The organism is Pantoea sp. Tr-811 (genome assembly GCF_011752535.1).
In the GTDB taxonomy this organism is placed as follows: domain Bacteria; phylum Pseudomonadota; class Gammaproteobacteria; order Pseudomonadales; family Pseudomonadaceae; genus Aquipseudomonas.
In genome coordinates this window covers 347,055-369,420 of sequence record NZ_VWXJ01000002.1, presented here as the reverse complement: position 1 = coordinate 369,420, position 22,366 = coordinate 347,055, and the positions used below count along the sequence as shown (strand labels likewise).

The following is a 22,366-nucleotide window of genomic DNA, read 5'->3' as shown; positions in this document are numbered from 1 at the left end:
GACAGCGTAATGACCAGTTTGCATGCCGATGAGGCGTTCCTCGAACATTACCAGTTGAGCCACGATCCGTTCGCACCCCGTGTGCCCGGTTTCAAATTCTTCCCCGCCCAGCGCAAGCCGGTACTCGGCCAACTGCACCACCTGGCCCGCTACAGCCAGCTGATGCTGGTGGTGACTGGCCCGGTAGGCAGCGGCAAGACCCTGCTGCGCCAGGCCCTGGTGGCCAGTACCAACAAGCAGTCGGTGCTGAGCGTGGTGGTTTCCGCCCGCGGTGCCAGCGATGCGGCCAGCGTGCTTGGCCAGGTGGCGCAATCGCTGGAAGTGAGCCAGCCTGAAGTGCAGGCGATCCTGTCGAAGGTGGTGCAACTGGCACTCACCGGCCAGGAAGTCTATTTGCTGGTGGATGATGCGGAACAACTCGACGAGTCGGCACTCCAAGCGTTGCTGGAACTGGCGGCAGGCCTCCCGGAAGGGCGCCCGCACGTGTTCCTGTTTGGTGAGCCGTCGCTGATCGCCGGGTTGGACGAGATCAATGTCGAGGAAGAACGCTTCCACGTCATCGAACTCGCCCCGTACAGCGAGGAAGAAACCCGCGAGTACCTGGAGCAGCGCCTGGAAGGCGCCGGCCGGGGCATCGAGGTGTTCACCCGCGAGCAGCTTGTCGACATCCACGAAAATTCCGACGGATGGCCTGGCAACATCAACCAGGTCGCCCGCGATACTTTGATCGAAGCCATGATCGCCAGCCGTTCCACGGTGAAGCGACCTGCCATGGGGTTCAAAATGCCTAAAAAACACGTGCTCGCGCTGTCTGCTGTGGTCGTGGTTGCCGTAGGTGCCGCGGTGCTGATGCCCAAGAAAGGCGACAAGGCGCCCGCCGAGGCCCCGGTGGCCCAGGCCCAGTTACCGTTGGGCGATGGCAAGCCAGGTGCCGCCCAGTCGAACAATGGCAACCCCGCCATCGAGTTCTCCGGCCAGTCCCAGCCCATGCCGCTGCCGCTGGTAGGCCAATCGCAGCCGGTGATGCGCGAGCCGCTGGCCCAGGCCGCCGGCATGGGTGATGGCGACGAGGCTGGGCCGGCCGGTAACACGGCCCTGCAGCCTTCCGTTCCGCCGACCGTGACCACCACGGCGCCGCCCCAGGGCGTGCCAGCTGGCCCTGCGCCGAGCATGGCGCAGGCCACCGCCCCTGCGCAGCCGGTTGCACCTGCGCCAAAACCTGTCGCGACCCACCCGGCCAAGCCGGTTGCGCCTGCCAAGCCAGTAGCGGCGCCCACCCAGGTCGCCACGGCCAAGCCCGCTGCCAAGCCTGCGGAAAAACCGGCTGCAGCGGCCACCGCCGGTGGCGGCTGGTATGCCGGCCAGAAGCCGGGCAACTATGTGGTGCAAATTCTCGGCACCAGCTCCGAAGCCTCGGCCCAGGCCTTCGTCAAGGCCCAGGGTGGCGACTATCGCTACTTCAAGAAAAACCTGCAGGGCAAGCCACTGTACGTGGTGACCTACGGCAGCTTTGCCAACCGCGACGCAGCGGTTGCGGCAATCAAGAACTTGCCAGCGAAGGTCCAGGCTGGTAAACCTTGGCCACGTACCGTCGCCAGCGTCCAACAAGAGCTGGCCTCGGCCCGCTGATACCTGCCGGGCGGCACCACCCCGCCGCCCAGTTGCTGAGCGATTACTGACTTTCGTCTAGCCTGCTGCGCCCCAAGCGCGGCAGGCTTTTCTGTCCCAGACTGTTGGCCACAAGCCCCCTGTTGCAGTCATGGCTGAAACGCTTCAGACTCAAGCCAAGCCGCTACCACGGCGCATGGCGCAAAAACATTCAAAAATGCGACATAAATTTTCAATGGTGAGACATGAAAATTTGTGGGTAGCCCTGTCGCTGTGCAACAATGGTTTTCCATGACCACCGCAAAAAAGCTGGCATTTGATCGGCGTGGATGGTAAGTGGTTGTACATAAAAGAGATTTACCTCCGGTTGAGAGGTGAACCTGGTGAGAAAGTGTCTATGAAAACAGGTCTGTACCATCCCGAAGAATTCAAGGACAACTGTGGTTTTGGCCTGATCGCCCATATGACGGGCGAGCCGAGCCACCACCTTCTGCAAACCGCCATGCAGGCGCTGACTTGCATGACCCACCGCGGCGGTATCAACGCCGACGGCAAGACCGGTGACGGTTGCGGCCTGCTCATGCAGAAGCCCGATCAATTCCTGCGGGCCGTGGCCCAGGAACACTTCGCCGTCGAGCTGCCCAAGCAGTACGCCGTCGGCATGGTGTTCTTCAACCAGGACCCGGTCAAAGCCGAAGCTGCCCGCGCCAACATGGACCGCGAAATCGTCGCTGCCGGCCTGAAGCTGGTTGGCTGGCGCAAGGTCCCGATCGACACCAGCGTGCTCGGCCGCCTGGCCCTGGAGCGCCTGCCGCAGATCGAACAGGTGTTCATCGGCGGTGAAGGCCTGAGCGATCAGGAATTCGCCATCAAGCTGTTCAGTGCCCGTCGCCGCTCGTCCGTGGCCAATGCCCACGACAGCGACCACTACATCTGCAGCTTCTCGCACAAGACCATCATCTACAAAGGCCTGATGATGCCGCGCGATCTCGCGGCGTTCTACCCAGACCTGGGTGATGAGCGCCTGCAAACCGCGATCTGCGTGTTCCACCAGCGCTTCTCCACCAACACCCTGCCGAAATGGCCGCTGGCGCAGCCGTTCCGCTTCCTCGCCCACAACGGCGAGATCAACACCATCACCGGCAACCGCAACTGGGCCATGGCCCGTCGCACCAAGTTCGCCAACGACCTGATCCCCGACCTCGAAGAGCTCGGCCCACTGGTCAACCGCGTCGGTTCCGACTCCTCCAGCATGGACAACATGCTGGAACTGATGGTCACCGGCGGCATCGACCTGTTCCGTGGCGTGCGCATGCTGGTACCGCCAGCCTGGCAGAACGTCGAAACCATGGACGCCGACCTGCGCGCCTTCTACGAATACAACTCCATGCACATGGAGCCGTGGGATGGCCCGGCCGGTATCGTCATGACCGAAGGTCGCCACGCGGTGTGCCTGCTCGACCGCAACGGCCTGCGCCCGGCGCGCTGGGTAACCACCACCAATGGCTACATCACCATCGCCTCGGAAATCGGCGTATGGGGCTACCAGCCTGAGGAAGTGCTGGCCAAGGGCCGCGTCGGCCCAGGCCAGATCCTGGCCGTGGACACCGAAACCGGCCAGATCCTCGACACCGATGCCATCGACAACCGCTTGAAGTCGCGCCACCCGTACAAGCGCTGGCTGCGTCAGCACGCCACCCGCATCCAGGCCACCCTGACCGACGACCAGGGCGCAGCCAGCTACGACGCCGACCAGCTCAAGCAATTCATGAAGATGTTCCAGGTCACCTTCGAGGAGCGTGACCAGGTGCTGCGCCCACTCGGTGAGCAAGGCCAGGAAGCGGTAGGCTCGATGGGCGACGACACGCCGATGGCCGTGCTGTCCCAGCGCGTGCGCTCGCCGTATGACTTCTTCCGCCAGCAGTTCGCCCAGGTGACCAACCCACCGATCGACCCGCTGCGCGAAGCGATCGTGATGTCCCTGGAAATCTGCCTGGGCGCCGAGCGCAATATCTTCCAGGAGTCCCCGGAGCACGCCTCGCGGGTGATTCTCAGCTCGCCAGTGATCTCGCCGGCCAAGTGGCGTTCGCTGATGAGCCTGGAGCGCGACGGTTTCGACCGCCAGCTGATCGACCTGAACTACGACGAGAGCGTTGGCCTGGAAGCGGCCATCCGCAACATCGCCGACCAGGCCGAAGAAGCGGTGCGCGGCGGCAAGACCCAGCTGGTGCTGAGCGACCGCTACATCGCCCCGGGCAAACTGCCGGTGCATGCTTCGCTGGCCGTTGGCGCGGTGCACCACCGCCTGACCGAACAGGGCCTGCGCTGCGACAGCAACATCCTGGTGGAAACCGCCACCGCCCGTGACCCGCACCACTTCGCCGTGCTGCTGGGCTTTGGCGCCTCGGCCGTGTACCCGTACCTGGCCTATGAAGTGCTGGCCGACCTGATCCGCACCGGCGAAGTGCTGGGCGATTTGGACGAAGTCTTCAAGTATTACCGCAAAGGCATTTCCAAAGGCCTGCTGAAGATCCTGTCGAAGATGGGCATCTCCACCATCGCCTCGTACCGTGGCGCCCAGCTGTTCGAAGCCATCGGCCTGTCCGAGGAAGTGGTTGGCCTGAGCTTCAAGGGCGTGTCCAGCCGCATCAAGGGCGCGCGTTTCGTCGACCTCGAAAGCGACCAGAAGCTGCTGGCAGCCGAAGCCTGGAGCGCGCGCAAGCCGATCCAGCAAGGTGGCCTGCTGAAGTTCGTCCACGGCGGCGAGTACCACGCCTACAACCCGGACGTGGTCAACACCCTGCAGGCCGCCGTGCAGCAGGGCGACTACGCCAAGTTCAAGGAATACACCACGCTGGTCGACCAGCGCCCGGTGTCGATGATCCGCGACCTGCTGAAGGTGAAAGTGGCCGACCAGGCCCTGCCGTTGGATCAGGTCGAGCCGCTGGAGGCCATCCTCAAGCGCTTCGACTCCGCCGGTATCTCGCTGGGCGCACTGTCGCCGGAAGCCCACGAAGCCCTGGCCGAGGCGATGAACCGCCTGGGTGCGCGCTCCAACTCCGGTGAGGGCGGTGAAGACCCGTCGCGCTACGGCACGATCCGCAGCTCGAAAATCAAGCAGGTGGCCACCGGCCGCTTTGGCGTCACCCCGGAATACCTGGTCAACGCCGAAGTGCTGCAGATCAAGGTAGCCCAGGGCGCCAAGCCCGGTGAGGGCGGCCAGCTGCCAGGCGGCAAGGTCAACGGCCTGATCGCCAAGCTGCGCTATGCAGTGCCGGGCGTGACCCTGATCTCGCCGCCACCGCACCACGACATCTATTCCATCGAAGACCTGGCCCAGCTGATCTACGACCTCAAGCAGGTCAACCCGCAGGCCCTGGTGTCGGTGAAACTGGTGGCCGAAGCCGGCGTTGGCACCATCGCCGCTGGCGTGGCCAAGGCCTACGCCGACCTGATCACCATTTCCGGCTACGACGGTGGCACCGGCGCTTCGCCGCTGACCTCCATCAAGTACGCCGGCGCCCCGTGGGAACTGGGCCTGGCTGAAACCCACCAGACCCTGCGCGGCAACGACCTGCGCGGCAAGGTGCGGGTACAGACCGACGGTGGCCTGAAAACCGGCCTGGACGTTATCAAGGCCGCGATCCTCGGCGCCGAGAGCTTCGGCTTCGGCACCGCGCCGATGATCGCCCTGGGCTGCAAGTACCTGCGCATCTGCCACCTGAACAACTGCGCCACCGGCGTGGCCACCCAGAACGACAAGCTGCGCAAGGACCACTACATCGGCACCGTCGACATGGTGATCAACTTCTTCACCTTCGTTGCCGAGGAAACCCGTGAGTGGCTGGCCAAGCTGGGCGTGCGCAGCCTCGGCGAGCTGATCGGCCGTACCGACCTGCTCGACGTGCTGCCAGGCGACACCGAGCGCCAGCAGTACCTGGACCTGACCCCGCTGCTGGGCAGCTCGCACATTCCGGCCGACAAGCCGCAGTTCTGCGAAGTCGACAAGAACCCGCCGTTCGACAAGGGCGAGCTGGCCGAGAAGATGGTCGAGATGGCCCTGCCGGCGATCCGCGACCAGGCCGGTGGCGAGTTCAGCCTCGACATCTGCAACTGCGACCGTTCCATCGGTGCCCGTATCTCTGGCGAAATCGCCAAGCTGTACGGCAACCAGGGCATGGCCAGCAAGCCGGTCACCTTCCGCTTCAAGGGTACTGCGGGCCAGAGCTTCGGCGTGTGGAACGCCGGCGGCCTGAACCTGCACCTGGAAGGCGACGCCAACGACTACGTCGGCAAGGGCATGACGGGCGGCAAGCTGACCATCGTGCCACCGGCCGGTAGCCCGTTTGCTACCCAGCACAGCGCCATCGTCGGCAACACCTGCCTGTACGGCGCCACCGGCGGCAAGCTGTTCGCCGCCGGCACCGCGGGCGAGCGCTTCGCTGTGCGTAACTCCGGCGCCCACGCTGTTGTCGAGGGCACTGGCGATCACTGCTGTGAATACATGACCGGCGGCTTTGTCTGCGTTCTGGGCAAGACCGGTTACAACTTCGGTTCTGGCATGACTGGCGGCTTCGCCTACGTGCTCGACATGGACAATACCTTCGTCGACAAGCTCAACCACGAGCTGGTGGAAATCCAGCGTATCAGTGGTGAAGCGATGGAGGCCTACCGCAGCCACCTGGCGCGTGTCCTGGGCGAGTACGTGGAAGAAACCGGCAGCGAGTGGGGGCGTGAGCTCTTCGAGAACCTGGACGACTACGTGCGGCGCTTCTGGTTGGTCAAGCCCAAGGCGGCCAACCTGAAGCAACTGTTGTCCAGCACCCGTGCCAACCCGCAGTAAGAACAGCTGCAAGTGACGGCCCCGTGCGCGGGGCCCGTCGTGCTCAAGTGATCGTCTTGCAGCTTGCGGCCTGAGGCCGGCAACTGCGGTAAAGAGGTTTTGAAAAATGGCTGAACGTCTGAACAACGACTTCCAGTTCATCGAAGTGGGCCGCAAGGACCCGAAGAAAAAACTGCTGCGCCAGCGCAAGAAGGAGTTCGTGGAAATCTACGAACCGTTCAAGCCTGCGCAGTCGGTGGAACAGGCGCACCGTTGCCTGGGCTGCGGTAACCCGTACTGCGAATGGAAGTGCCCAGTGCACAACTTCATCCCCAACTGGTTGAAGCTGGTGTCCGAAGGCAACATCCTGGCTGCGGCGGAACTGTCGCACCAGACCAACACCCTGCCGGAAGTGTGCGGCCGCGTGTGCCCGCAAGACCGCCTGTGCGAGGGTGCCTGCACCCTGAACGACGGCTTCGGTGCGGTCACCATCGGTTCGGTGGAGAAGTACATCACCGACACCGCCTTCGCCATGGGCTGGCGCCCGGACATGTCCAAGGTCAAGCCGACCGGCAAGCGCGTTGCCATCATCGGTGCCGGCCCGGCGGGCCTGGGCTGCGCCGACGTGCTGGTGCGCGGCGGGGTAACCCCGGTGGTGTTCGACAAGAACCCGGAAATCGGCGGCCTGCTGACCTTCGGCATCCCTGAGTTCAAGCTGGAAAAGACCGTGCTGAGCAACCGCCGCGAAGTCTTCACCGGCATGGGCATCGAGTTCCGCCTGAACACCGAGGTGGGCAAGGACATCACCATGGAACAGCTGCTCGCCGAGTACGACGCGGTGTTCATGGGCATGGGCACCTACACCTACATGAAGGGTGGCTTCCCGGGCGAGGACCTGCCGGGGGTACACGACGCGCTGGACTTCCTGATCGCCAACGTCAACCGCAACCTGGGCTTTGAAAAGTCGCCGGAAGACTTCGTCGACATGCAGGGCAAGAAGGTCGTGGTGCTGGGCGGTGGTGACACCGCGATGGACTGCAACCGTACCTCGATCCGCCAGGGCGCCAAGTCGGTGACCTGTGCCTACCGCCGCGACGAAGCCAACATGCCGGGTTCGCGCAAAGAGGTGAAGAACGCCAAGGAAGAGGGCGTGAAGTTCCTCTACAACCGCCAGCCGATCGCCATCGTGGGCGAAGACAAGGTCGAAGGCGTCAAGGTGGTCGAGACCCGTCTCGGCGAGCCGGATGCCCGTGGCCGTCGCAGCCCTGAGCCGATCCCGGGTTCCGAGGAGATCCTGCCGGCCGACGCCGTGGTGATCGCCTTCGGCTTCCGCCCAAGCCCGGCGCCGTGGTTCGAGCAGCATGGCATCCAGATGGACAGCCAGGGCCGCGTGGTGGCACCGGAGAAAGGCAAGTTCAAGCACCAGACCAGCAACCCGAAGATCTTCGCCGGCGGCGATATGGTGCGCGGTTCGGACCTGGTGGTGACGGCCATCTTCGAAGGCCGCAACGCTGCCGAAGGCATCCTGGACTACCTCGAAGTCTGATCCAGCGCATTCGCGGGGCAAGCCCGCTCCTACAAGGTTCACGCCGAACCTGTAGGAGCGGGCTTGCCCCGCGAAGCTTTTTGTATACAAAATCGTTTGATCTGTGGCACCCAATAGACAAAACGCATGGCCTTGACCGTGCCTTTTGCGCTGGCGTCTGAGAAAATGCCCGCACTATTTTTCCGGATGCCGACATGACTGCCCTGAAGAACGATCGTTTCCTGCGTGCGCTGCTCAAGCAACCCGTGGACGTCACCCCTGTCTGGATGATGCGCCAGGCCGGCCGCTACCTGCCGGAATACCGCGCCAGCCGCGCCAAGGCCGGCGATTTCATGAGCCTGTGCATGAACCCGCAGTTCGCCTGCGAGGTCACCCTGCAGCCGCTGGACCGTTACCCGCTGGATGCGGCGATCCTGTTCTCGGACATCCTCACCATCCCCGACGCCATGGGCCTGGGCCTGTACTTCGAAACCGGCGAAGGCCCGCGTTTCAAGAAAGTCATCAGCACCCCGGCCGACATCGAGGCGCTGCCCATCCCCGACCCGCAGAAAGACCTGGGCTACGTAATGGATGCGGTCAGCACCATCCGCCGTGAGCTCAATGGCCGTGTGCCGCTGATCGGTTTCTCCGGCAGCCCGTGGACCTTGGCCACCTACATGGTCGAAGGCGGTTCGTCGAAGGATTTCCGCAAGACCAAGGCCATGGCCTACGACAACCCACAAGCCCTGCACCTGCTGCTGGACAAGCTGGCGCAGTCGGTCACCAGCTACCTCAACGGGCAGATCCTCGCGGGCGCCCAGGCCGTGCAGATCTTCGACACCTGGGGCGGCAACCTGTCGGCGGCTGCCTACCAGGAGTTCTCCCTGGCCTACATGCGCAAGATCGTCAGCGGCCTGATTCGCGAGCATGAAGGGCGCAAGGTGCCGGTGATCCTGTTCACCAAGAACGGCGGCCTGTGGCTGGAAAGCATTGCCGAGGCCGGCGCCGACGCACTGGGCCTGGACTGGACCTGCGAAATCGGCGACGCCCGCCGCCGCGTGGGTGACAAGGTGGCCCTGCAGGGCAACATGGACCCGACCGTGCTGTACGCCAAGCCCGAGGCCATCCGCCAGGAAGTGGCGCGCATTCTGGCCAGCTACGGCCACGGCACTGGCCATGTGTTCAACCTGGGCCACGGGATCACCCCGGAAGTCGACCCAGAGCATGCTGGCGTGTTCATCAACGCCGTGCACGAGCTGTCGGCGCAGTATCACATCGGTAGCTGATTCAAGGGCCCTTTCGCGGGCTTGCCCCGCGAAGGCCTCACACCGCTTTCGGTGCCAGCTTGCTCAGGTGCAGCGCCACCAACAGTGCCACCGCCAGCAAGCTGCCGATGAACAGCCCGATCCCGTTCCAGCCCCACTGGTGCCAGAACACCCCGCCCGCCGTACCGGCCACGCTGGACCCCGCGTAATAGCAGAACAGGTACAACGACGACGCCTGCCCCTTGGCCTTCAGCGCCCGCCGCCCGATCCAGCTACTGGCCACCGAGTGCGCGCCGAAGAAGCCGAAGGTGAACACCAGCATGCCGACGACCACCAGCGCCAACGGGGTGGCCAGGGTCATCAGCATACCGCCTGCCATCACCACGATGCTGGCCCAGAACACCTTGCGCCGGCCCAGCCTGTCGGCCAGTGCGCCCACCTGCGCCGAGCTGTAGATGCCCGACAGGTACACCACCGACAGCAAGCCGACCAGCGCCTGGTTCATGTGGTAGGGCTCTGCCAGCAGGCGGTAGCCGATGTAGTTGAACAGGGTGACGAAGGCGCCCATCAGCAGGAAGGCTTCGAGGAACAGCCACGGCAAGCCGGCGTCCTTGAAGTGCATGACGAAACCATCGAGCAGGCTGCGCGGGTTCAGCAGCTGCGGGCGGAAATTGCGCGATTCAGGCAGCACCTTCCAGAACACCAGCGCCGCCACCAAGGCCAGGCCGCCGATGGTCAGCATTGCCGTGTGCCAGCTGACGAAGTCGATCAGTACCCCGGTGATCAAGCGCCCGCTCATGCCGCCGATGGCGTTGCCGCCGATGTACAGGCCCATGGCCAGGCCGATGTGCTGCGGGTGGATTTCCTCGCTGAGGTAAGTCATCGCCACCGCCGCCAGGCCGCTCAGCGACAGGCCCACCAGGGCGCGGGTGACCAGTACCAGTTCCCAGCTGGGCATTACGGCGCTGGCCAGGGTCGACAGGGCGGCGCACACCAGGGCAAAGACCATCACCGGTTTGCGGCCGATGCGGTCGGAAATAGGGCCGGTAATCAACAGGCCGAACGCCAGCATCGCCGTCGACACCGACAGCACCAGGCTGCTCTGGGCCGCGTTGATGGAAAAATCCTTGGACAGCAACGGCATCATCGGCTGCACGCAGTACAGCAGGGCGAAGGTGGCGAAGCCGCCGCTGAACAACGCCAGCACGGTCTTGAGGAAGGCGGGAGTGCCTTTTTCGATCCACATATCGCTTGAGGGGGCAGGTTCGGGCTCGGCGGGAAGGGGGGCTACAGCAGTTTTCACGGGGGTGACCTCGGTTGCAATGAAAAAAGCATATAGCTGGCTAATGATTAGATCCAATATATTGTTCGACCTATTTAAGACGTTTTGCGACTCGTTTGGAGCCGATCATGGAACTGCGTCACCTGCGTTATTTCATCGCGGTCGCCGAAGAACTGCACTTTGGCCGCGCGGCCCAGCAACTGGGTATTTCCCAGCCTCCCCTGAGCCAGCAGATCCAGGCGTTGGAACAGGAACTGGGTGCCCGGCTGTTCGAGCGTACCAACCGTCGGGTCGAGCTGAGCGAGGCTGGCCGGCTGTTTCTCGAAGAAGCGCGCCAGGTGCTGGCCCAGGTGGAAAAAGCCGCCGATGTCGCGCGCCGGGCGCAGTTGGGCGAACTGGGCGAGATGAAGATTGGCTTCACGTCCTCGGCGCCGTTCACCTCGAAGATTCCCAAGGCGATCCACGCCTTTCGCCAGCGCTTTCCGGCGGTGCACCTGAACCTCAAGGAGATGAGCAGCCGCGACGTTGCCGAGGGGGTGTTCGATGAGTCCATCGAAGTGGGGCTGATGCGGCCCATGCCGTTGCCCGAAGGCCTGGTGGCCACCGAGCTGTTTCGCGAGCCCCTGGTGGCGGTGATCAATGCCTCGCACCCGCTGGCCGAAGGCAGCGAAGGCGGCGTGCACATGGCGGCGCTGGCCCATGAGCCGTTCGTGTTCTTCCCGCGCAGTTACGGCAGTGGCCTGCATGCGCAGTTGCTGAGCCTGGCGCGGCAGGCAGGGTTCAGCCCACATTTTGCCCAGGAGGCTGGCGAGGCCATGACCATCATCGGCCTGGTGTCGGCGGGGTTGGGCGTGTCGGTGCTGCCGGCTTCGTTCAAGCGTATGCAGATCGAAGGGGTGGTGTACCGCACGCTACTGGATGAACAGGCCACCTCAGCGGTGTGGCTGGTGCAGCGTGAGCGCGGCGGCTCGGCAATGGCCCGAGCGTTCGCCGAGCTTGTGACCGGCCAGGTTCAGGGCTGAGCCCATCACTCCCTGTAGGAGCGAGCGCAGCTCGCGATCACCGGCAACGCCGGTGCCAGGCACCTCGCCACATGGCACCGGCCGTGCCGGTGATCGCGAGCTGCGCTCGCTCCTACACGGGGATCTGTCCAAGCGGCAGGACGATCAGTCCACGCGCGCCAGGTCGCCCTTGATCGCAACGCCTGCGATCACCGCACCCGCATGGCATTCGTAGGTCGCGGCATCCTTGCGCTCGTTCTTCTTGTAGTAGCTGGCGATATTGGTCACGGCGTTGGCACTGACCTTCTTCGCCGCGTCCTGCATCGTCAGCAAGGCCGATTGCAGGGCCCATTCGCAGGCCACTTCGTCACTTTTGTTGAAGGCATTGGTCTTCTTGTTGGTCACCGCGTTAGGGCTGATTACCTTGACCTTGCCGCGCGGCTGCACGCCGGCCAGGTAGAACTTCACCGAACCGTCGAGCTTCTTCTCGGCCAGCATCTGCTGCACCACCTTGTCGAACGGCAGGTACAGCGCAGTGTCACGGGCCTGGCTGATGCCAGGCAGGGCGGCCAGCAGCAGGGCGGTGGCGGCGGTAAGGGTCTTCAGGCGCATGGGGTTCTTCCTTGGTCAGTTGTAAGGGGTGGCGTTGCCAGTCGGGGGTATTCACGGCCAGCGGCGGAAGATCAACGAGGTGTTGACCCCGCCGAAGGCGAAGTTGTTGTTCATCACATGCTGGTGGCTCATGGCGCGGAATTCGCCGCGCAGGTAGTCCAGCTCGCCGCAGCGTGGGTCCACCTGGTCGAGGTTGAGCGTGTGCACGTAGCGGTCGCTGTTCATCATCTCGATGCTGAACCACGACTCCAGCGCGCCACAGGCGCCCAGGGTGTGGCCGAGGAAACTCTTCTGCGAACTGATTGGCATGCGTGGGCCGAACAGGCTGCTGGTGGCCAGGGTTTCGGCGATGTCGCCCTGCTCGGTGGCGGTGCCATGGCCGTTGACGTAGCCGATGGCCTCGGGCGCAAGGCCTGCATCTTCCAAGGCCAGCTCCATGGCCCGGCGCATGGTCACCTGCTCGGGGCGGGTGGTGTGCTGGCCGTCGGCATTGCTGCCGAAACCGACGATTTCGGCGTGGATCCTGGCGCCGCGCGCCAGGGCATGCTCCAGCTCCTCAAGCACCAGCATGCCGCCGCCCTCGCCGATCACCAGGCCGTCGCGGCCACTGTCGTAGGGGCGTGGGCTCAGCTGCGGGGTGTCGTTCTTCAGGCTGGTGGCGTACAGCGCGTCGAACACCATCGCCTCGGTGGGGCACAGCTCCTCGGCGCCACCGGCGAGCATCATCGGCAGGCGCCCGTACTTGATTGCCTCGTAGGCATAGCCGATACCCTGGCTGCCGCTGGTACAGGCGCTGGAGGTGGGAATCAGGCGCCCGGTCAGGCCGAAGAAGATGCTGATGTTGGCGGCGGTGGTATGCGGCATCATGCGCACGTAGGAATTGGCATTCAGGCCATCGGCCACCGAGTTCAGCAGCATGTTACCGAACGCCTTGATCTCGTCGGTGCTGCCCGTGGACGAGCCGCAGGCCACGCCCATGCGCCCGTCGCGGATGCTTGGGTCATCGAGCAGGCCGGCGTCGGCCAGGGCGCGCTCGGCGGCCGCCACGGCCAGGCGCGACACCCGGCCCATGCTGCGCAGCTGCTTGCGAGTCCAGTGGGCGGGCACCTGGAAGTCATCGATGGGCCCGGCAAGGCGCGTGTTGAGCTCCTCGAAACGGTCCCATTCATCCATGCGGCGGATGCCGCTGCGGTGGTTGGCGAAATGCCCGGCGATGGTTGCCCAGTCGCTGCCCAGGGCGGTGATGCCGGCCATGCCGGTAACGACGACGCGGCGCATCAGCACAGCCCTCCGTTCACCGCCAGCACCTGGCGAGTGATGTAGCCGGCTTCGGGCGACATCAGGAAGTTCACCGCACCGGCCACTTCTTCAGGTGTGCCCATACGCCCGGCGGGAATCATTTTCATCAGTTCCTCCACGGGCACGTGCTCGTCGAGCATGGCCGTGTCGATCAGCCCCGGGGCCACGCAGTTGACGGTGATACGGCGCTTGCCCAGCTCGATGGCCAGGGCCTTGGCGGCGCCGATCAGGCCAGCCTTGGAAGCGCTGTAGTTGACCTGGCCGCGGTTGCCGATCAGCCCCGACACCGAGGTGATGCAGACGATGCGCCCCGGTGCGCGGCGGCGGATCATCGGCATGGTCAGCGGCTGCAGCACGTTGTAGAAACCGTCGAGGTTGGTGCGCAGCACCTGGTCCCAGTCCTCGTCGGTGAGCGCCGGGAAGGCGCCATCGCGGGTCAGCCCGGCGTTGCACACCACGCCGTAGTAAGCGCCGAACTGCTCCACGTCTGCTTCCAGGGTGGCCCGGCAGGCGCTGCGGTCGCTGATGTCGAACTGCAGCACCCGCGCCTGCTGGCCCAGCGCCCGCACGTCGTCGGCCACGGCATCGGCCTCGGCCCGGCCGCTGCGGCAGTGCAGCACCAGGTCGTAGCCGGCACGGGCCAGGCGCAGGGCGATGGCGCGGCCGATACCCCGGCTCGAACCGGTGACCAGGATGGTATCAGTCATGGGGGGACTCCTCTGGGCCCGCTTCGGCCAGGTAGCTGGCGGCTTGCGGCGGGCGGTAGACATTCAGGCGGGCGCTGGCATGGATGCCGGGGCCGCGCAGGTGGCATTCGAACACGCCCATGCCGTTGTCGTCTTCAAGCGAGCGCAGGGCGTGGATGTGCAGCTCGGCACCGGCCGGGAAATGCTCGACATCGCACTCGAACTTGCGCGAACCGAGGAGAAAACCCAGCTCGACCGGCTGGCCGTTGCGCCGCGCCCGACAGCCGGCATAGGCCGCCACGCTCTGCGCCATCAGTTCGATGCCGAGCCAGGCCGGCAGGCTGCCATCGGCGCGGTTGAACAGGCCACCGGGGCGCACGGTGGTGCGGGTGTGGATCTGCTCGTCGTCGCAGCTGTCGACCTGGTCGATGAGGATCATGTCGCCGGCGTGGGGCAGCAGCTCGGCCAATGGCCAGGGAATCATGGGGTGTCTCCGAGAATCAGGCTGACATTGTTGCCGCCGAAGGCGAACGAATTGCTCATCAAGCGGCGTGGGCGCTGCACGCCCAGGCGCTGGCTGCCGTCGACCAGGGCCAGGGCCGGCAGTGCCGGGTCCGGCTGGCTGTCCCACACGTGCGGTGGCAGCAGCCCCAGCGGGTTGTGCTCGCTCAGGCTCAGCCAGCAGAACGCCGCTTCCAGCGCGCCAGCGGCGCCCAGGGTATGGCCGGTCATCGGCTTGCTCGACGAGCAGGGCAGCGTGGCGCCGAACAGCGTATGCACGGCCAGGCTTTCCATGGCGTCGTTGTGCGCGGTAGCGGTGCCGTGCAGGTTCAGGTAATCGATCTGCGCTGGCGCAAGGCCGGCATTGTCCAGCGCTTTGCCCATGCACTGCAAGGCGCCGGCGCCGGTGGGGTCGGGCGCGGAGATGTGGTGGGCGTCGGAACTGGCGCCTGCGCCCAACAGGGCGATGCTGGCGCCGCCGGTGTTGGCCTTGCGGGTCATCAGGAACAGCGCAGCGGCTTCACCGATGTTGATGCCGTCGCGGTTGACCGAGAACGGGTTGCAGCGCTGGTCGCTGATCGCTTCCAGGGCGCCGAAGCCGTTGAGGGTCAGGCCGCACAGGCTGTCTACGCCGCCGCACAGCACCGCATCGCACAGGCCCATGGCGAGCAGGCGTTTGGCGCTGAGCAGGGCGCGGCCGCTGGAGGTGCAGGCGGTGGAAATCACATAGGCCGGGCCGCTCAGTTGCAGCCAGTCGGCGAGGAAGTTGGCCGGTGCGCTCAGTTCCTGCTGGGCGTAGCGGTAGCCGTTGGGGAACTGCCCGTGTTGCAGGTACTCGGCAATGCCCTCGCTGGCTTCCGCGATGCCCGAGGTGCTGGTGCCGAGGATCACCGCAATGCGGTGGGCGCCATACTCGGCGATGGCCTGGCGGATCGCCGGTTCGATCTGCAGGGCGGCGGCGTACAGCAGCTGGTTGTTGCGGCTGTGCTGCTCCGGCAGCGGCACGGCGGGCAGCGCACCACTGACCGCACCCACCGGCGGTTGGCGCTCGGGGATCCAGCCTGGGGCAGGCTGCATGGCGCTGCAGTCGCCGGCAAACAGCCGGGCGGCTACCTGGGCCTGGCCCTGACCCAGGGCGCAGACCAGGCCCAGGGCATTGAGGTAGGCGGTCATGGCGTGTTCTCACGGGGCAGTGGGTCGATGACATAGCGCAAGCCCTGGCCGAGGTCCAGGTCGAAGGCGTCGGCGGCCCGATAGCTGACCTGCCAACGCTCGCCCAGCCAGCGCCGTTCATTCTGTTGGCGCGCCTGTGGATAAAGCTGCGACAGCTGCTCGGGCGGGGTCAGGGCGAACAGCATGGCGGCAAACAGCTCGCGCGCGGCCGGGTTCGGCGGCAGCAGGCCGTCGGCCTGCCATTGCTGGCCGTCGAGCAACTGCCTGGCCTGGGGAATGCCCAGCAGGTCGAGCAACGACCAGCGCAGGTGGCCGTGCTCGCCCTGAACCACCAGCAGCCAGTCCTGGCGCTGCCCGGCCTGTTCACGTTCGACATGCAGTTGCTGCGGCAGTTGCAGCACCGGCAACTGCGCAGGCAACGGCGGGCGTGCCGCGCAGGCGCCGAGCAGCAGGCACAGGGCAATTGCCAGCAGAGGTTTCATGGCTGCTCCAGGGGCTTGCGCGCCACCACGTTGACCAGGGTCTCTTCGCGCTGGCCGAACGGTGGCGGCTGGCGCAGGCCCAGGCGCTCAAGCAGGCCGAAGTCCTTGGCCCGGCTCCACCACAGGTAGGGGTACGAGACATTCTGCGCGGTGAAGGCGAAGCCTTGCTCGCGCAGCATCTGCAGGTAGCCCTCGGCGCTTTTCTGCACGTGCATGGGGTGGCGGAAGAACCAGCGGATGACCCAGGTGTCGATGTAGGCCTCGGTGGATTCGGCGAACAGCAGGTAACCGCCGGGCTTGAGCACCCGATAGAACTCGGCCAGGGCTTTCTCCTGCTCCACCAGGTGGTGGAAGGTCTGGTGGCAGAACAGGATATCCACGCTGGCATCGGGGTACTGCAGCTGGGCGCAATCGCTGCCGCGCAGTTCCACGTCCAGGCCCAGGCGCCGGGCTTCGGCGGCGCTCAGTTCAAGGCTGTGCGGGTCGGCATCGGTGCCCAGCAGCCTGGAAGGCGCGAACACCTGCTGCAGGTGCTTGAACGACTTGCCCTGGCCGCAGCCGGCGTCGAGCAGCACTGGCGCCTGCGGCAGCCCTGCGTCGAACAGGCGGCGCAGGTCGTTGATCGCCACGCGCAGCACATGGTGCTGCCACACGTGGCTGGCGAGGAAGCGAAAGCCGATGCGGGTTTCCTCGACGTAGGTGTCGCTGAGGTACGGGCGCTGGTTCATGCTGGCTCCCTCGCGCACAGTTCGGCCAGGGTGCGCAGGCGCCGCTTGGGTTCGGCGACGAACGGGTTGCGTGCATCCCAGGCGTAGCCGGCAAGGATCGAGCTGATCATTGCGCGGATCTCGGGCGAGCTGCCGGGGTGGTAGATCACATCCTGGAAGCCGCCGTCGTACCAGCCCTCCACGTACACGCGGAAGGTGTCGACGCCGCGCTTGAGCGGTTCGGCGAACTCGCCCTGCCAGTCCACGGCCTCGCCCTGCAGTTGGCGGTGCAGCAGGCCGGCGGCCATGCTTGCCGAGCGCATGGCGATGGTGACGCCCGAGGAGAACACCGGGTCGAGGAATTCGGCGGCATTGCCCAGCAAGGCGTAGCCCTTGCCGTGCAGTGCCTTGACGTTGGCCGCATAGCCACCGATGGTGCGTGCCGGGGTGTCCCACACGGCATTGGCCAGAACCTTGGCCAGGCTTGGGGTTTGCGCCACGAAGTGCTTGAGGCAGGCATCCAGGTCGGCTGGCGCGGCGGCGAAGCGCTCGGCAGCGGCGACCACGCCCAACGAGGTGCGGCCATCGCTGAACGGAATGGTCCAGAACCAGATGTCGCGGTGCTCGGGGTGGGTGGTGATGAGGATCTTGTCGCGGTCGAAGCCTGGGTGGTCGATGCGGTCTTCGATGTGGGTGAACACCGCCTGGCGCACCGGAAAGTTCGACGGCGCCTCCAGGTCGAGCAGGCGCGGCAGCACGCGGCCATAGCCGCTGGCGTCGAGCACGAACTGCGCCTGCACGCGGTACTCGCTGCCGTCGGGGCGGCGGACCTGCACCTGTGGCCGATCACCGCCCATGTCGGCGCTGACGATCTCGTGTTCGTAGCGGATCTCGACACCCTGGGCCTCGGCCTGGTCGGCCAGCAGCTTGTCGAAGCGGGCACGCTGCACCTGGAAGGTGCTGGGCTTGCCCTGGGTGAAGGTTTCGCCGAAGTCGAAGTCGGTGTATTCCTCGCCCCAGGCGAACGCCGCGCCGTTCTTGTACTGGAAGCCCGCCTGCTGCACGGCGTCGAGCATGCCGGCCTCTTCCACGAAGTCCAGGCAGTGGCCCAGCAGGCTTTCGCCGATGGAAAAGCGCGGGAAGCGTTGGCGCTCGATCACCAGTACGTCGTGGCCCTGGCGCTTGAGCAGCGCCGCGGCAATGGCGCCGGACGGCCCGGCACCGATCACCAGCACCTGGCGTTGTTGCAGTTCAGTGTTTGGCATGCGGGCTCCTTGCCATGGAAACGGAATTCAGGGGAAGACGGTGCAGCCCGGCCAACGCTGGCATCAGCGTGGCGACCAGGCTCATCAGCATCAGCGCGAAGTACAGCGCTGGGGTGATCAACTGCTGCGACAGCAGCAGGTTGAGAAAAACGATTTCGCTCAGGCCGCGAATGTTCAGCAGCAGGCTTTCACGCCATTTGCTGGCGCCAGGGAACGGCGGCGCGGCCCAGCTCAGGCCAAGCCAGTTGCCCAACAGCTTGCTGGCGATTGGCAAGGCCAGCAGCGCTGCCAGCTGCCAGGCGTCGAAGCCGCTCAGGGCATGGTGCACGTCGATTTGCACCACGCCGTAGGTGAGGATCAGCGGCACCGCCACGGCCTGTTGCAGGCGGCGGTTCCAGGCCTCGGGCAGCGGCAGGCGCACCGGCACCTTCAGCCACGCCAGGCAGCCCAGGTAAGCCATGCCGAAGATCAGCGCATTGAGCTTGTAGTGCTCGGCGCCGAACAGCAGTAGCAGGAACAGTGCGCCGTAGGCTTTCGGCGCCCGCAGCCCGAGGGCATGCAAGGGTAGCGGCAGCAGTGCGGCCAGCAGCGGCAGGGCCAGGCTGCCTGGCTGCAAGCTGCCCTGGCCCAGGCCCAGCAGCAGCCAGCAGGCCAGGTCGATGAGAATGGCCGCCTGCAGCAGGCGCCGGCCGGCAGCGGCGGGGTAGTCGATGGCGCGCAGGTACAGGTACAGCACCGGGATGGCGGTGATGGCGAACACCAGGCCCAGGGCCAGCGCGGTCACCCCGCCCAAGTCGAGCATCCACAGCGCGCAGGCCAGGCCGCAGGCGAACGGCAGCAGAAAGCTCGGAATCGCCAGTTTCAGCGCCTGGCGGTCGGGCCGCAGTTCAACCACGTCGGTGAGGATATGCCCCAGCAACAGGGCGAAGCTGCAGCCGTACAAGGTTTTGACCCAGCCGGGGGCAACCAGGGCGGCGCCGTCGAGCTGCCAGTGCGGCTCCACCCACAGCAGCATCAACGGTGGCAGTACCAAGGTGGCCAGCAGCAACTGGCTGACGATGGGGATCAGCCCCAGGCGTTTGCCCAGCACGCAGGCCAGGGCGAACAGGCTCAGGGCCAGGCCCCAGAACAACAAGGGAGTCATGGGTGGCTTTGCGCTCCATCGCGGGGGGCGGCCCAGGGGGCCAGGAGGAAACTGAATGCCAGGCCAAGGCTGACGGCCAGGCCAAAGTTGCTCACCGCCGGGGTGCTCGACAGCGCCAGCAGGCCGAACGACAGCCAGGTGGTGAGCGCCGCCAGCAGGGTGCCCAGCAGGCTCACGGCGGCGCCGCCGATGCGTTCGTGCATGAGGATGGCGTAGTCGACGCTGATGGCCGTCACCAGCAGCAGGCCGAACAGGCTGAACAAGGTCAGCGGCTGGCCTAGCCAGCCAAGGCTGGCCAGGCTGCACAGCGCTGCCAGCAAGGGCAGGGCGACGATGCGCAGGGCGCCACGCAGGCCGAACGGCAATACCAGCAGGAGCAGAATCAGTGCGCAGGACAGCAGCTTGAGCTCCGCTGCGCTCACCTGGGTGGCGGCGAACAGCTGGTTCAGCTCGCCCAGGCGGTCGACCAGTTGCACGCCGTCCAGGCCGTCGCTCTGCAGGCGCAGCAAGGCGGTGTCGTTCAGGCCCTGCAAGCTGACGATGGCCGCCACGCCAGCGCCATCCTGGCCCAGCCACAAGGGCCGCCAGGCCTCGCCCAATGGCCCCGCCAGCACCTGTTCGATGGACTGGTCCGGCAACTGGCGCAGGTGTTCGGCCTCGGCGGCCAGCGCGGCTTCGGGCACGCCCAAGGCCAGCAATGGCTGCCAGTGCGCGGGGAGGCTGGCCAGGGCCTGGCGCAGCTGGGCTTGCTCGGCGGGGCTGGCGACCAGCTGGCCGAGGCTCATGAAGCCTTTGAGCTTGCCCAGTTCGACCAGCTCGTCGAGCTTGCCAGCCAATGCCTGCAGGCGTTGCAGCAGTTGTTGTTGATCGGCGCCGCGCACCAGGTAGAACTGGCTGGTGGGCTGGTAGCCGGTGATGCGGGCTACGGCCTGGGCCTCTTCCATCAGTTGCGGCGGGGTGCCGACCCATTGGCGGATGTCGTTGCGGGTTTGCAGGTGCCACAGGCCTGCCGCGCAGAACAGCAGCACCAGTGCCAGCAGGGCGCCGCTGGGTACCTTGCGCAGCAACCGCTCGCGCCAGGCCGTGAGGGTTTCGGCGATGCGCAGCGGCCATTGCGCCGGTTGCAGCTCGACGTTGGCCAGCAGCGCCGGCAGCAGGCACACCGCGCTCAGGTAGGCGCCGACCAGGCCGGCCGCCGAGAACGCGGCAATCTGGGTCAATGCGGGGAACGGGGTGAAGGCCAGGGCCAGGTAACCGATGCAACTGGTGGCCAGGCTCAGGCTCATGCCCGGCAGGGTCAGGCGGACTGCTGCCCAGCTGCGCCATGGTTTCAGGCTCCAGCCCTTGGACAGGTAATGCAGGGGGTAGTCGACCGCTACGCCAATCAGGCTCGAACCGAGCACCAGGGTCATCACATGCATCTGGCCAAACAGCGCCACGCACGCCACCGAGCCGAACAGCATACCCACCAGTACCGGAACGAAGGCCAGCAGCGCGCGCCAATGGCGCAAGGCCAATAGCAACAGCAGCAGGATGCCCAGGGTGGCGCCGCCCCCGACCCAGGTGATTTCCCGGCTGGCCTGTTGCTGGCCAGCGGCGGCGTGCAGCAGGCCGCTGGCGGCCAGCAGGTGGGCGCCGGCCTGGGCCGCCTGGACGCGGCCCTTGGCCAACAGCTCGGCCACCTGCAGCGGCAGCTGCATGTCGAAGGCGTTGCCCAGGGTGCGCGCGCGCAGCAGCACCCAGTATTGGCCATCGGCCTGGGCGATGAGCGCGCCGCTGGCGGTGTCCAGTTCGACATTGGCCGGTTTTGGCTGGCTGTTCTGGATGCGCCCGGTCAGGCCCAGCCAGTCGTCCTGGCTGGGCACCAGGCTAAAGCCTGCAAAGGGGTCGAACAGGCTTTGCACGCGCTGCTCGATGAAGGCGTCGGGGTGGTCCAGCAGTTGCTGCCGGTCTGTGCCTGCGAGCATCGCCAGGCGGCCTTGCAGCAGTTGCTCGCGCACCGCCTGCAGGTCGGCCTGCACGCTCCACTGAACCTTCTCGAACAGGCCGCTGGCCTGCCATTGCCCGGCCAGTGACTCTGCCAGGGCCAGCGCCTGCTGGCGCTCGGCATGGCCAACCAGTACCAGCAGTTCACGGTTGAGCGGTTCCTGCATACGCTGTTCGGCGCGCTTTACCAGCGGGTCCTGGGTGGCGCCGGGCACCAGGGTCATCAGGTCGGCAGACAGCGGTGCACCGCGGTGCCACTGCCAGCCGGCCACCGCCAGCATGGCCAGCAGCAGGCAGACGAACAGGCGCGGCAGCAGGCGTTCAGTTGGCAAAATCACTGCGCTCCGCGTCGCTCAGGGCGGCGGCGCCGCTGCTTTCGGGCATGCGCAGCACGGTGCTGTCGCCCTGGGTTTCGCTCAGCTCGATGCGTTCGACGTAGCGCCCGCCGCTGATGTCGATGCGGGTGAACACTTGCTTGAGCAGCAGCGAACGGGGCGTCAGGCGCAGCTGCCAGTGCTCGGCGGCGCCGCTCAGGCTCAGTTCGAAGTCGCGCTGCAGGCCACTGCTGTCGCCTTGCAGCACGGCGAAGAACAGGCGGTTCTGTTCGGCCCCGGCACTGCGGCTGGGCAGGGCTTGCCAGCCGCTGGGGTCGCGGCGGGCAATGCCTTGGGCGTCGATGCGGTAGTCCTGGCGCAGCGGTGTTTGCAGCAGCCACAGCAGGCCGTGGTCGCGGGCCAGCACGAAGCGGCCCTTGCTCAGCAGCGGCTGGGGCAGGGCGCGCAGGTGTTTTTCCTGGATGAACGGGCCTTTGACCACGGCCGGAGCGCTCAGCTGCTGTTGCAGGTCGTCGAGGCTGAAGGCGAAGGTCAGTGGGCTGCAAAGCAACGCCGCCAAAGCAGCCGCGACCTTGTGGGAGCGGCCTTGCGTCGCGAAAGGGGCGCGCAGCGGCCCCCGATTCTCAGCTTCGCAGCGAACTATGCCGGGGCCGCTTTGCGGCCCTTTCGCGAC

The 22,366-nt window shown here is 65.9% G+C and carries 17 protein-coding genes; 5 read left to right on the top strand and 12 right to left on the bottom strand.

The features are described from left to right. Positions 1 to 9: 9 nt before the first annotated feature. The 4 genes from F3J44_RS30195 to hemE all read left to right on the top strand — a co-directional run bounded on the left by F3J44_RS30195 (position 10) and on the right by hemE (position 9,241). On the top strand, positions 10 to 1,629 hold the full coding sequence (locus F3J44_RS30195; protein ID WP_167064656.1) for an AAA family ATPase: 1,620 nt from the start codon (positions 10 to 12) through the stop codon (positions 1,627 to 1,629). 376 nt (positions 1,630 to 2,005) lie between these two features. After that, a complete protein-coding gene (gene gltB, locus F3J44_RS04150; protein ID WP_167270764.1) occupies positions 2,006 to 6,451 on the top strand; it encodes a glutamate synthase large subunit in 4,446 nt (1,481 codons plus the stop codon). Positions 6,452 to 6,557: 106 nt separating this feature from the next. Next, the gene (locus F3J44_RS04145) at positions 6,558 to 7,976 is read left to right on the top strand and encodes an FAD-dependent oxidoreductase (RefSeq protein ID WP_167270762.1); all 1,419 of its coding nucleotides are present in this window, start codon (positions 6,558 to 6,560) and stop codon (positions 7,974 to 7,976) included. 194 nt (positions 7,977 to 8,170) lie between these two features. After that, positions 8,171 to 9,241, top strand: a complete 1,071-nt coding sequence (gene hemE, locus F3J44_RS04140) for a uroporphyrinogen decarboxylase (RefSeq protein WP_167270760.1) — start codon at positions 8,171 to 8,173, stop codon at positions 9,239 to 9,241. A gap of 37 nt (positions 9,242 to 9,278) precedes the next feature. Here the strand turns inward: hemE and F3J44_RS04135 are convergent, their stop codons facing one another. Then, on the bottom strand, positions 9,279 to 10,523 hold the full coding sequence (locus F3J44_RS04135; protein ID WP_167270758.1) for an MFS transporter: 1,245 nt from the start codon (positions 10,521 to 10,523) through the stop codon (positions 9,279 to 9,281). Between the two features lie 107 nt (positions 10,524 to 10,630). Between F3J44_RS04135 and F3J44_RS04130 the strand changes: the two genes are divergently transcribed. After that, positions 10,631 to 11,524: a LysR family transcriptional regulator gene (locus F3J44_RS04130; RefSeq protein ID WP_167270756.1), complete on the top strand. Its 894-nt coding sequence runs from the start codon at positions 10,631 to 10,633 to the stop codon at positions 11,522 to 11,524. 144 nt (positions 11,525 to 11,668) lie between these two features. On the opposite strand, the gene F3J44_RS04125 is transcribed toward F3J44_RS04130, so the two are convergent. The 11 genes from F3J44_RS04125 to F3J44_RS04075 are packed head-to-tail and all read right to left on the bottom strand — an operon-like array spanning position 11,669 to position 22,252. After that, a complete protein-coding gene (locus tag F3J44_RS04125; RefSeq protein WP_167064643.1) occupies positions 11,669 to 12,115 on the bottom strand; it encodes an excinuclease in 447 nt (148 codons plus the stop codon). A gap of 51 nt (positions 12,116 to 12,166) precedes the next feature. Beyond that, on the bottom strand, positions 12,167 to 13,393 hold the full coding sequence (locus tag F3J44_RS04120) for a beta-ketoacyl-ACP synthase (RefSeq protein ID WP_167270754.1): 1,227 nt from the start codon (positions 13,391 to 13,393) through the stop codon (positions 12,167 to 12,169). Further along, entirely contained in the window at positions 13,393 to 14,121 is a 729-nt protein-coding gene (gene fabG, locus F3J44_RS04115) for a 3-oxoacyl-ACP reductase FabG (RefSeq protein WP_167270752.1), read from the bottom strand. The genes F3J44_RS04120 and fabG overlap by 1 nt, the downstream gene beginning before the upstream one ends. Beyond that, positions 14,114 to 14,584, bottom strand: a complete 471-nt coding sequence (locus F3J44_RS04110) for a hotdog family protein (RefSeq protein WP_167064635.1) — start codon at positions 14,582 to 14,584, stop codon at positions 14,114 to 14,116. The genes fabG and F3J44_RS04110 overlap by 8 nt, the downstream gene beginning before the upstream one ends. Further along, positions 14,581 to 15,774, bottom strand: a complete 1,194-nt coding sequence (locus tag F3J44_RS04105) for a beta-ketoacyl-[acyl-carrier-protein] synthase family protein (protein ID WP_167270750.1) — start codon at positions 15,772 to 15,774, stop codon at positions 14,581 to 14,583. Before F3J44_RS04105 ends, F3J44_RS04110 begins: the two co-directional genes overlap by 4 nt. Then, entirely contained in the window at positions 15,771 to 16,256 is a 486-nt protein-coding gene (locus F3J44_RS04100) for a hypothetical protein (RefSeq protein WP_167270748.1), read from the bottom strand. Before F3J44_RS04100 ends, F3J44_RS04105 begins: the two co-directional genes overlap by 4 nt. Beyond that, complete coding sequence (locus F3J44_RS04095) at positions 16,253 to 16,984, bottom strand: class I SAM-dependent methyltransferase (protein WP_167270746.1); 732 nt, start codon at positions 16,982 to 16,984, stop codon at positions 16,253 to 16,255. The genes F3J44_RS04100 and F3J44_RS04095 overlap by 4 nt, the downstream gene beginning before the upstream one ends. Next, complete coding sequence (locus F3J44_RS04090; RefSeq protein ID WP_167270744.1) at positions 16,981 to 18,228, bottom strand: NAD(P)/FAD-dependent oxidoreductase; 1,248 nt, start codon at positions 18,226 to 18,228, stop codon at positions 16,981 to 16,983. Before F3J44_RS04090 ends, F3J44_RS04095 begins: the two co-directional genes overlap by 4 nt. Then, positions 18,215 to 19,372, bottom strand: coding sequence for a sodium:proton antiporter (locus F3J44_RS04085; RefSeq protein ID WP_167270742.1), 1,158 nt, complete (start codon positions 19,370 to 19,372; stop codon positions 18,215 to 18,217). The genes F3J44_RS04090 and F3J44_RS04085 overlap by 14 nt, the downstream gene beginning before the upstream one ends. Beyond that, the gene (locus F3J44_RS04080; protein ID WP_205299661.1) at positions 19,369 to 21,696 is read right to left on the bottom strand and encodes an MMPL family transporter; all 2,328 of its coding nucleotides are present in this window, start codon (positions 21,694 to 21,696) and stop codon (positions 19,369 to 19,371) included. Before F3J44_RS04080 ends, F3J44_RS04085 begins: the two co-directional genes overlap by 4 nt. Then, complete coding sequence (locus F3J44_RS04075; RefSeq protein ID WP_167270740.1) at positions 21,680 to 22,252, bottom strand: outer membrane lipoprotein carrier protein LolA; 573 nt, start codon at positions 22,250 to 22,252, stop codon at positions 21,680 to 21,682. Before F3J44_RS04075 ends, F3J44_RS04080 begins: the two co-directional genes overlap by 17 nt. Positions 22,253 to 22,366: the final 114 nt, after the last annotated feature.

What these genes read in the sequence shown, in the direction of transcription:
- F3J44_RS30195 (WP_167064656.1), top strand. Translation starts at nt 10, where the DNA reads ATGACCAGTTTGCATGCCGATGAGGCGTTCCTCGAACATTACCAGTTG.
- gltB (WP_167270764.1), top strand. Translation starts at nt 2,006, where the DNA reads ATGAAAACAGGTCTGTACCATCCCGAAGAATTCAAGGACAACTGTGGT.
- F3J44_RS04145 (WP_167270762.1), top strand. Translation starts at nt 6,558, where the DNA reads ATGGCTGAACGTCTGAACAACGACTTCCAGTTCATCGAAGTGGGCCGC.
- hemE (WP_167270760.1), top strand. Translation starts at nt 8,171, where the DNA reads ATGACTGCCCTGAAGAACGATCGTTTCCTGCGTGCGCTGCTCAAGCAA.
- F3J44_RS04130 (WP_167270756.1), top strand. Translation starts at nt 10,631, where the DNA reads ATGGAACTGCGTCACCTGCGTTATTTCATCGCGGTCGCCGAAGAACTG.
- F3J44_RS04125 (WP_167064643.1), bottom strand. Translation starts at nt 12,115, where the DNA reads ATGCGCCTGAAGACCCTTACCGCCGCCACCGCCCTGCTGCTGGCCGCC.
- F3J44_RS04120 (WP_167270754.1), bottom strand. Translation starts at nt 13,393, where the DNA reads ATGCGCCGCGTCGTCGTTACCGGCATGGCCGGCATCACCGCCCTGGGC.
- fabG (WP_167270752.1), bottom strand. Translation starts at nt 14,121, where the DNA reads ATGACTGATACCATCCTGGTCACCGGTTCGAGCCGGGGTATCGGCCGC.
- F3J44_RS04110 (WP_167064635.1), bottom strand. Translation starts at nt 14,584, where the DNA reads ATGATTCCCTGGCCATTGGCCGAGCTGCTGCCCCACGCCGGCGACATG.
- F3J44_RS04105 (WP_167270750.1), bottom strand. Translation starts at nt 15,774, where the DNA reads ATGACCGCCTACCTCAATGCCCTGGGCCTGGTCTGCGCCCTGGGTCAG.
- F3J44_RS04100 (WP_167270748.1), bottom strand. Translation starts at nt 16,256, where the DNA reads ATGAAACCTCTGCTGGCAATTGCCCTGTGCCTGCTGCTCGGCGCCTGC.
- F3J44_RS04095 (WP_167270746.1), bottom strand. Translation starts at nt 16,984, where the DNA reads ATGAACCAGCGCCCGTACCTCAGCGACACCTACGTCGAGGAAACCCGC.
- F3J44_RS04090 (WP_167270744.1), bottom strand. Translation starts at nt 18,228, where the DNA reads ATGCCAAACACTGAACTGCAACAACGCCAGGTGCTGGTGATCGGTGCC.
- F3J44_RS04085 (WP_167270742.1), bottom strand. Translation starts at nt 19,372, where the DNA reads ATGACTCCCTTGTTGTTCTGGGGCCTGGCCCTGAGCCTGTTCGCCCTG.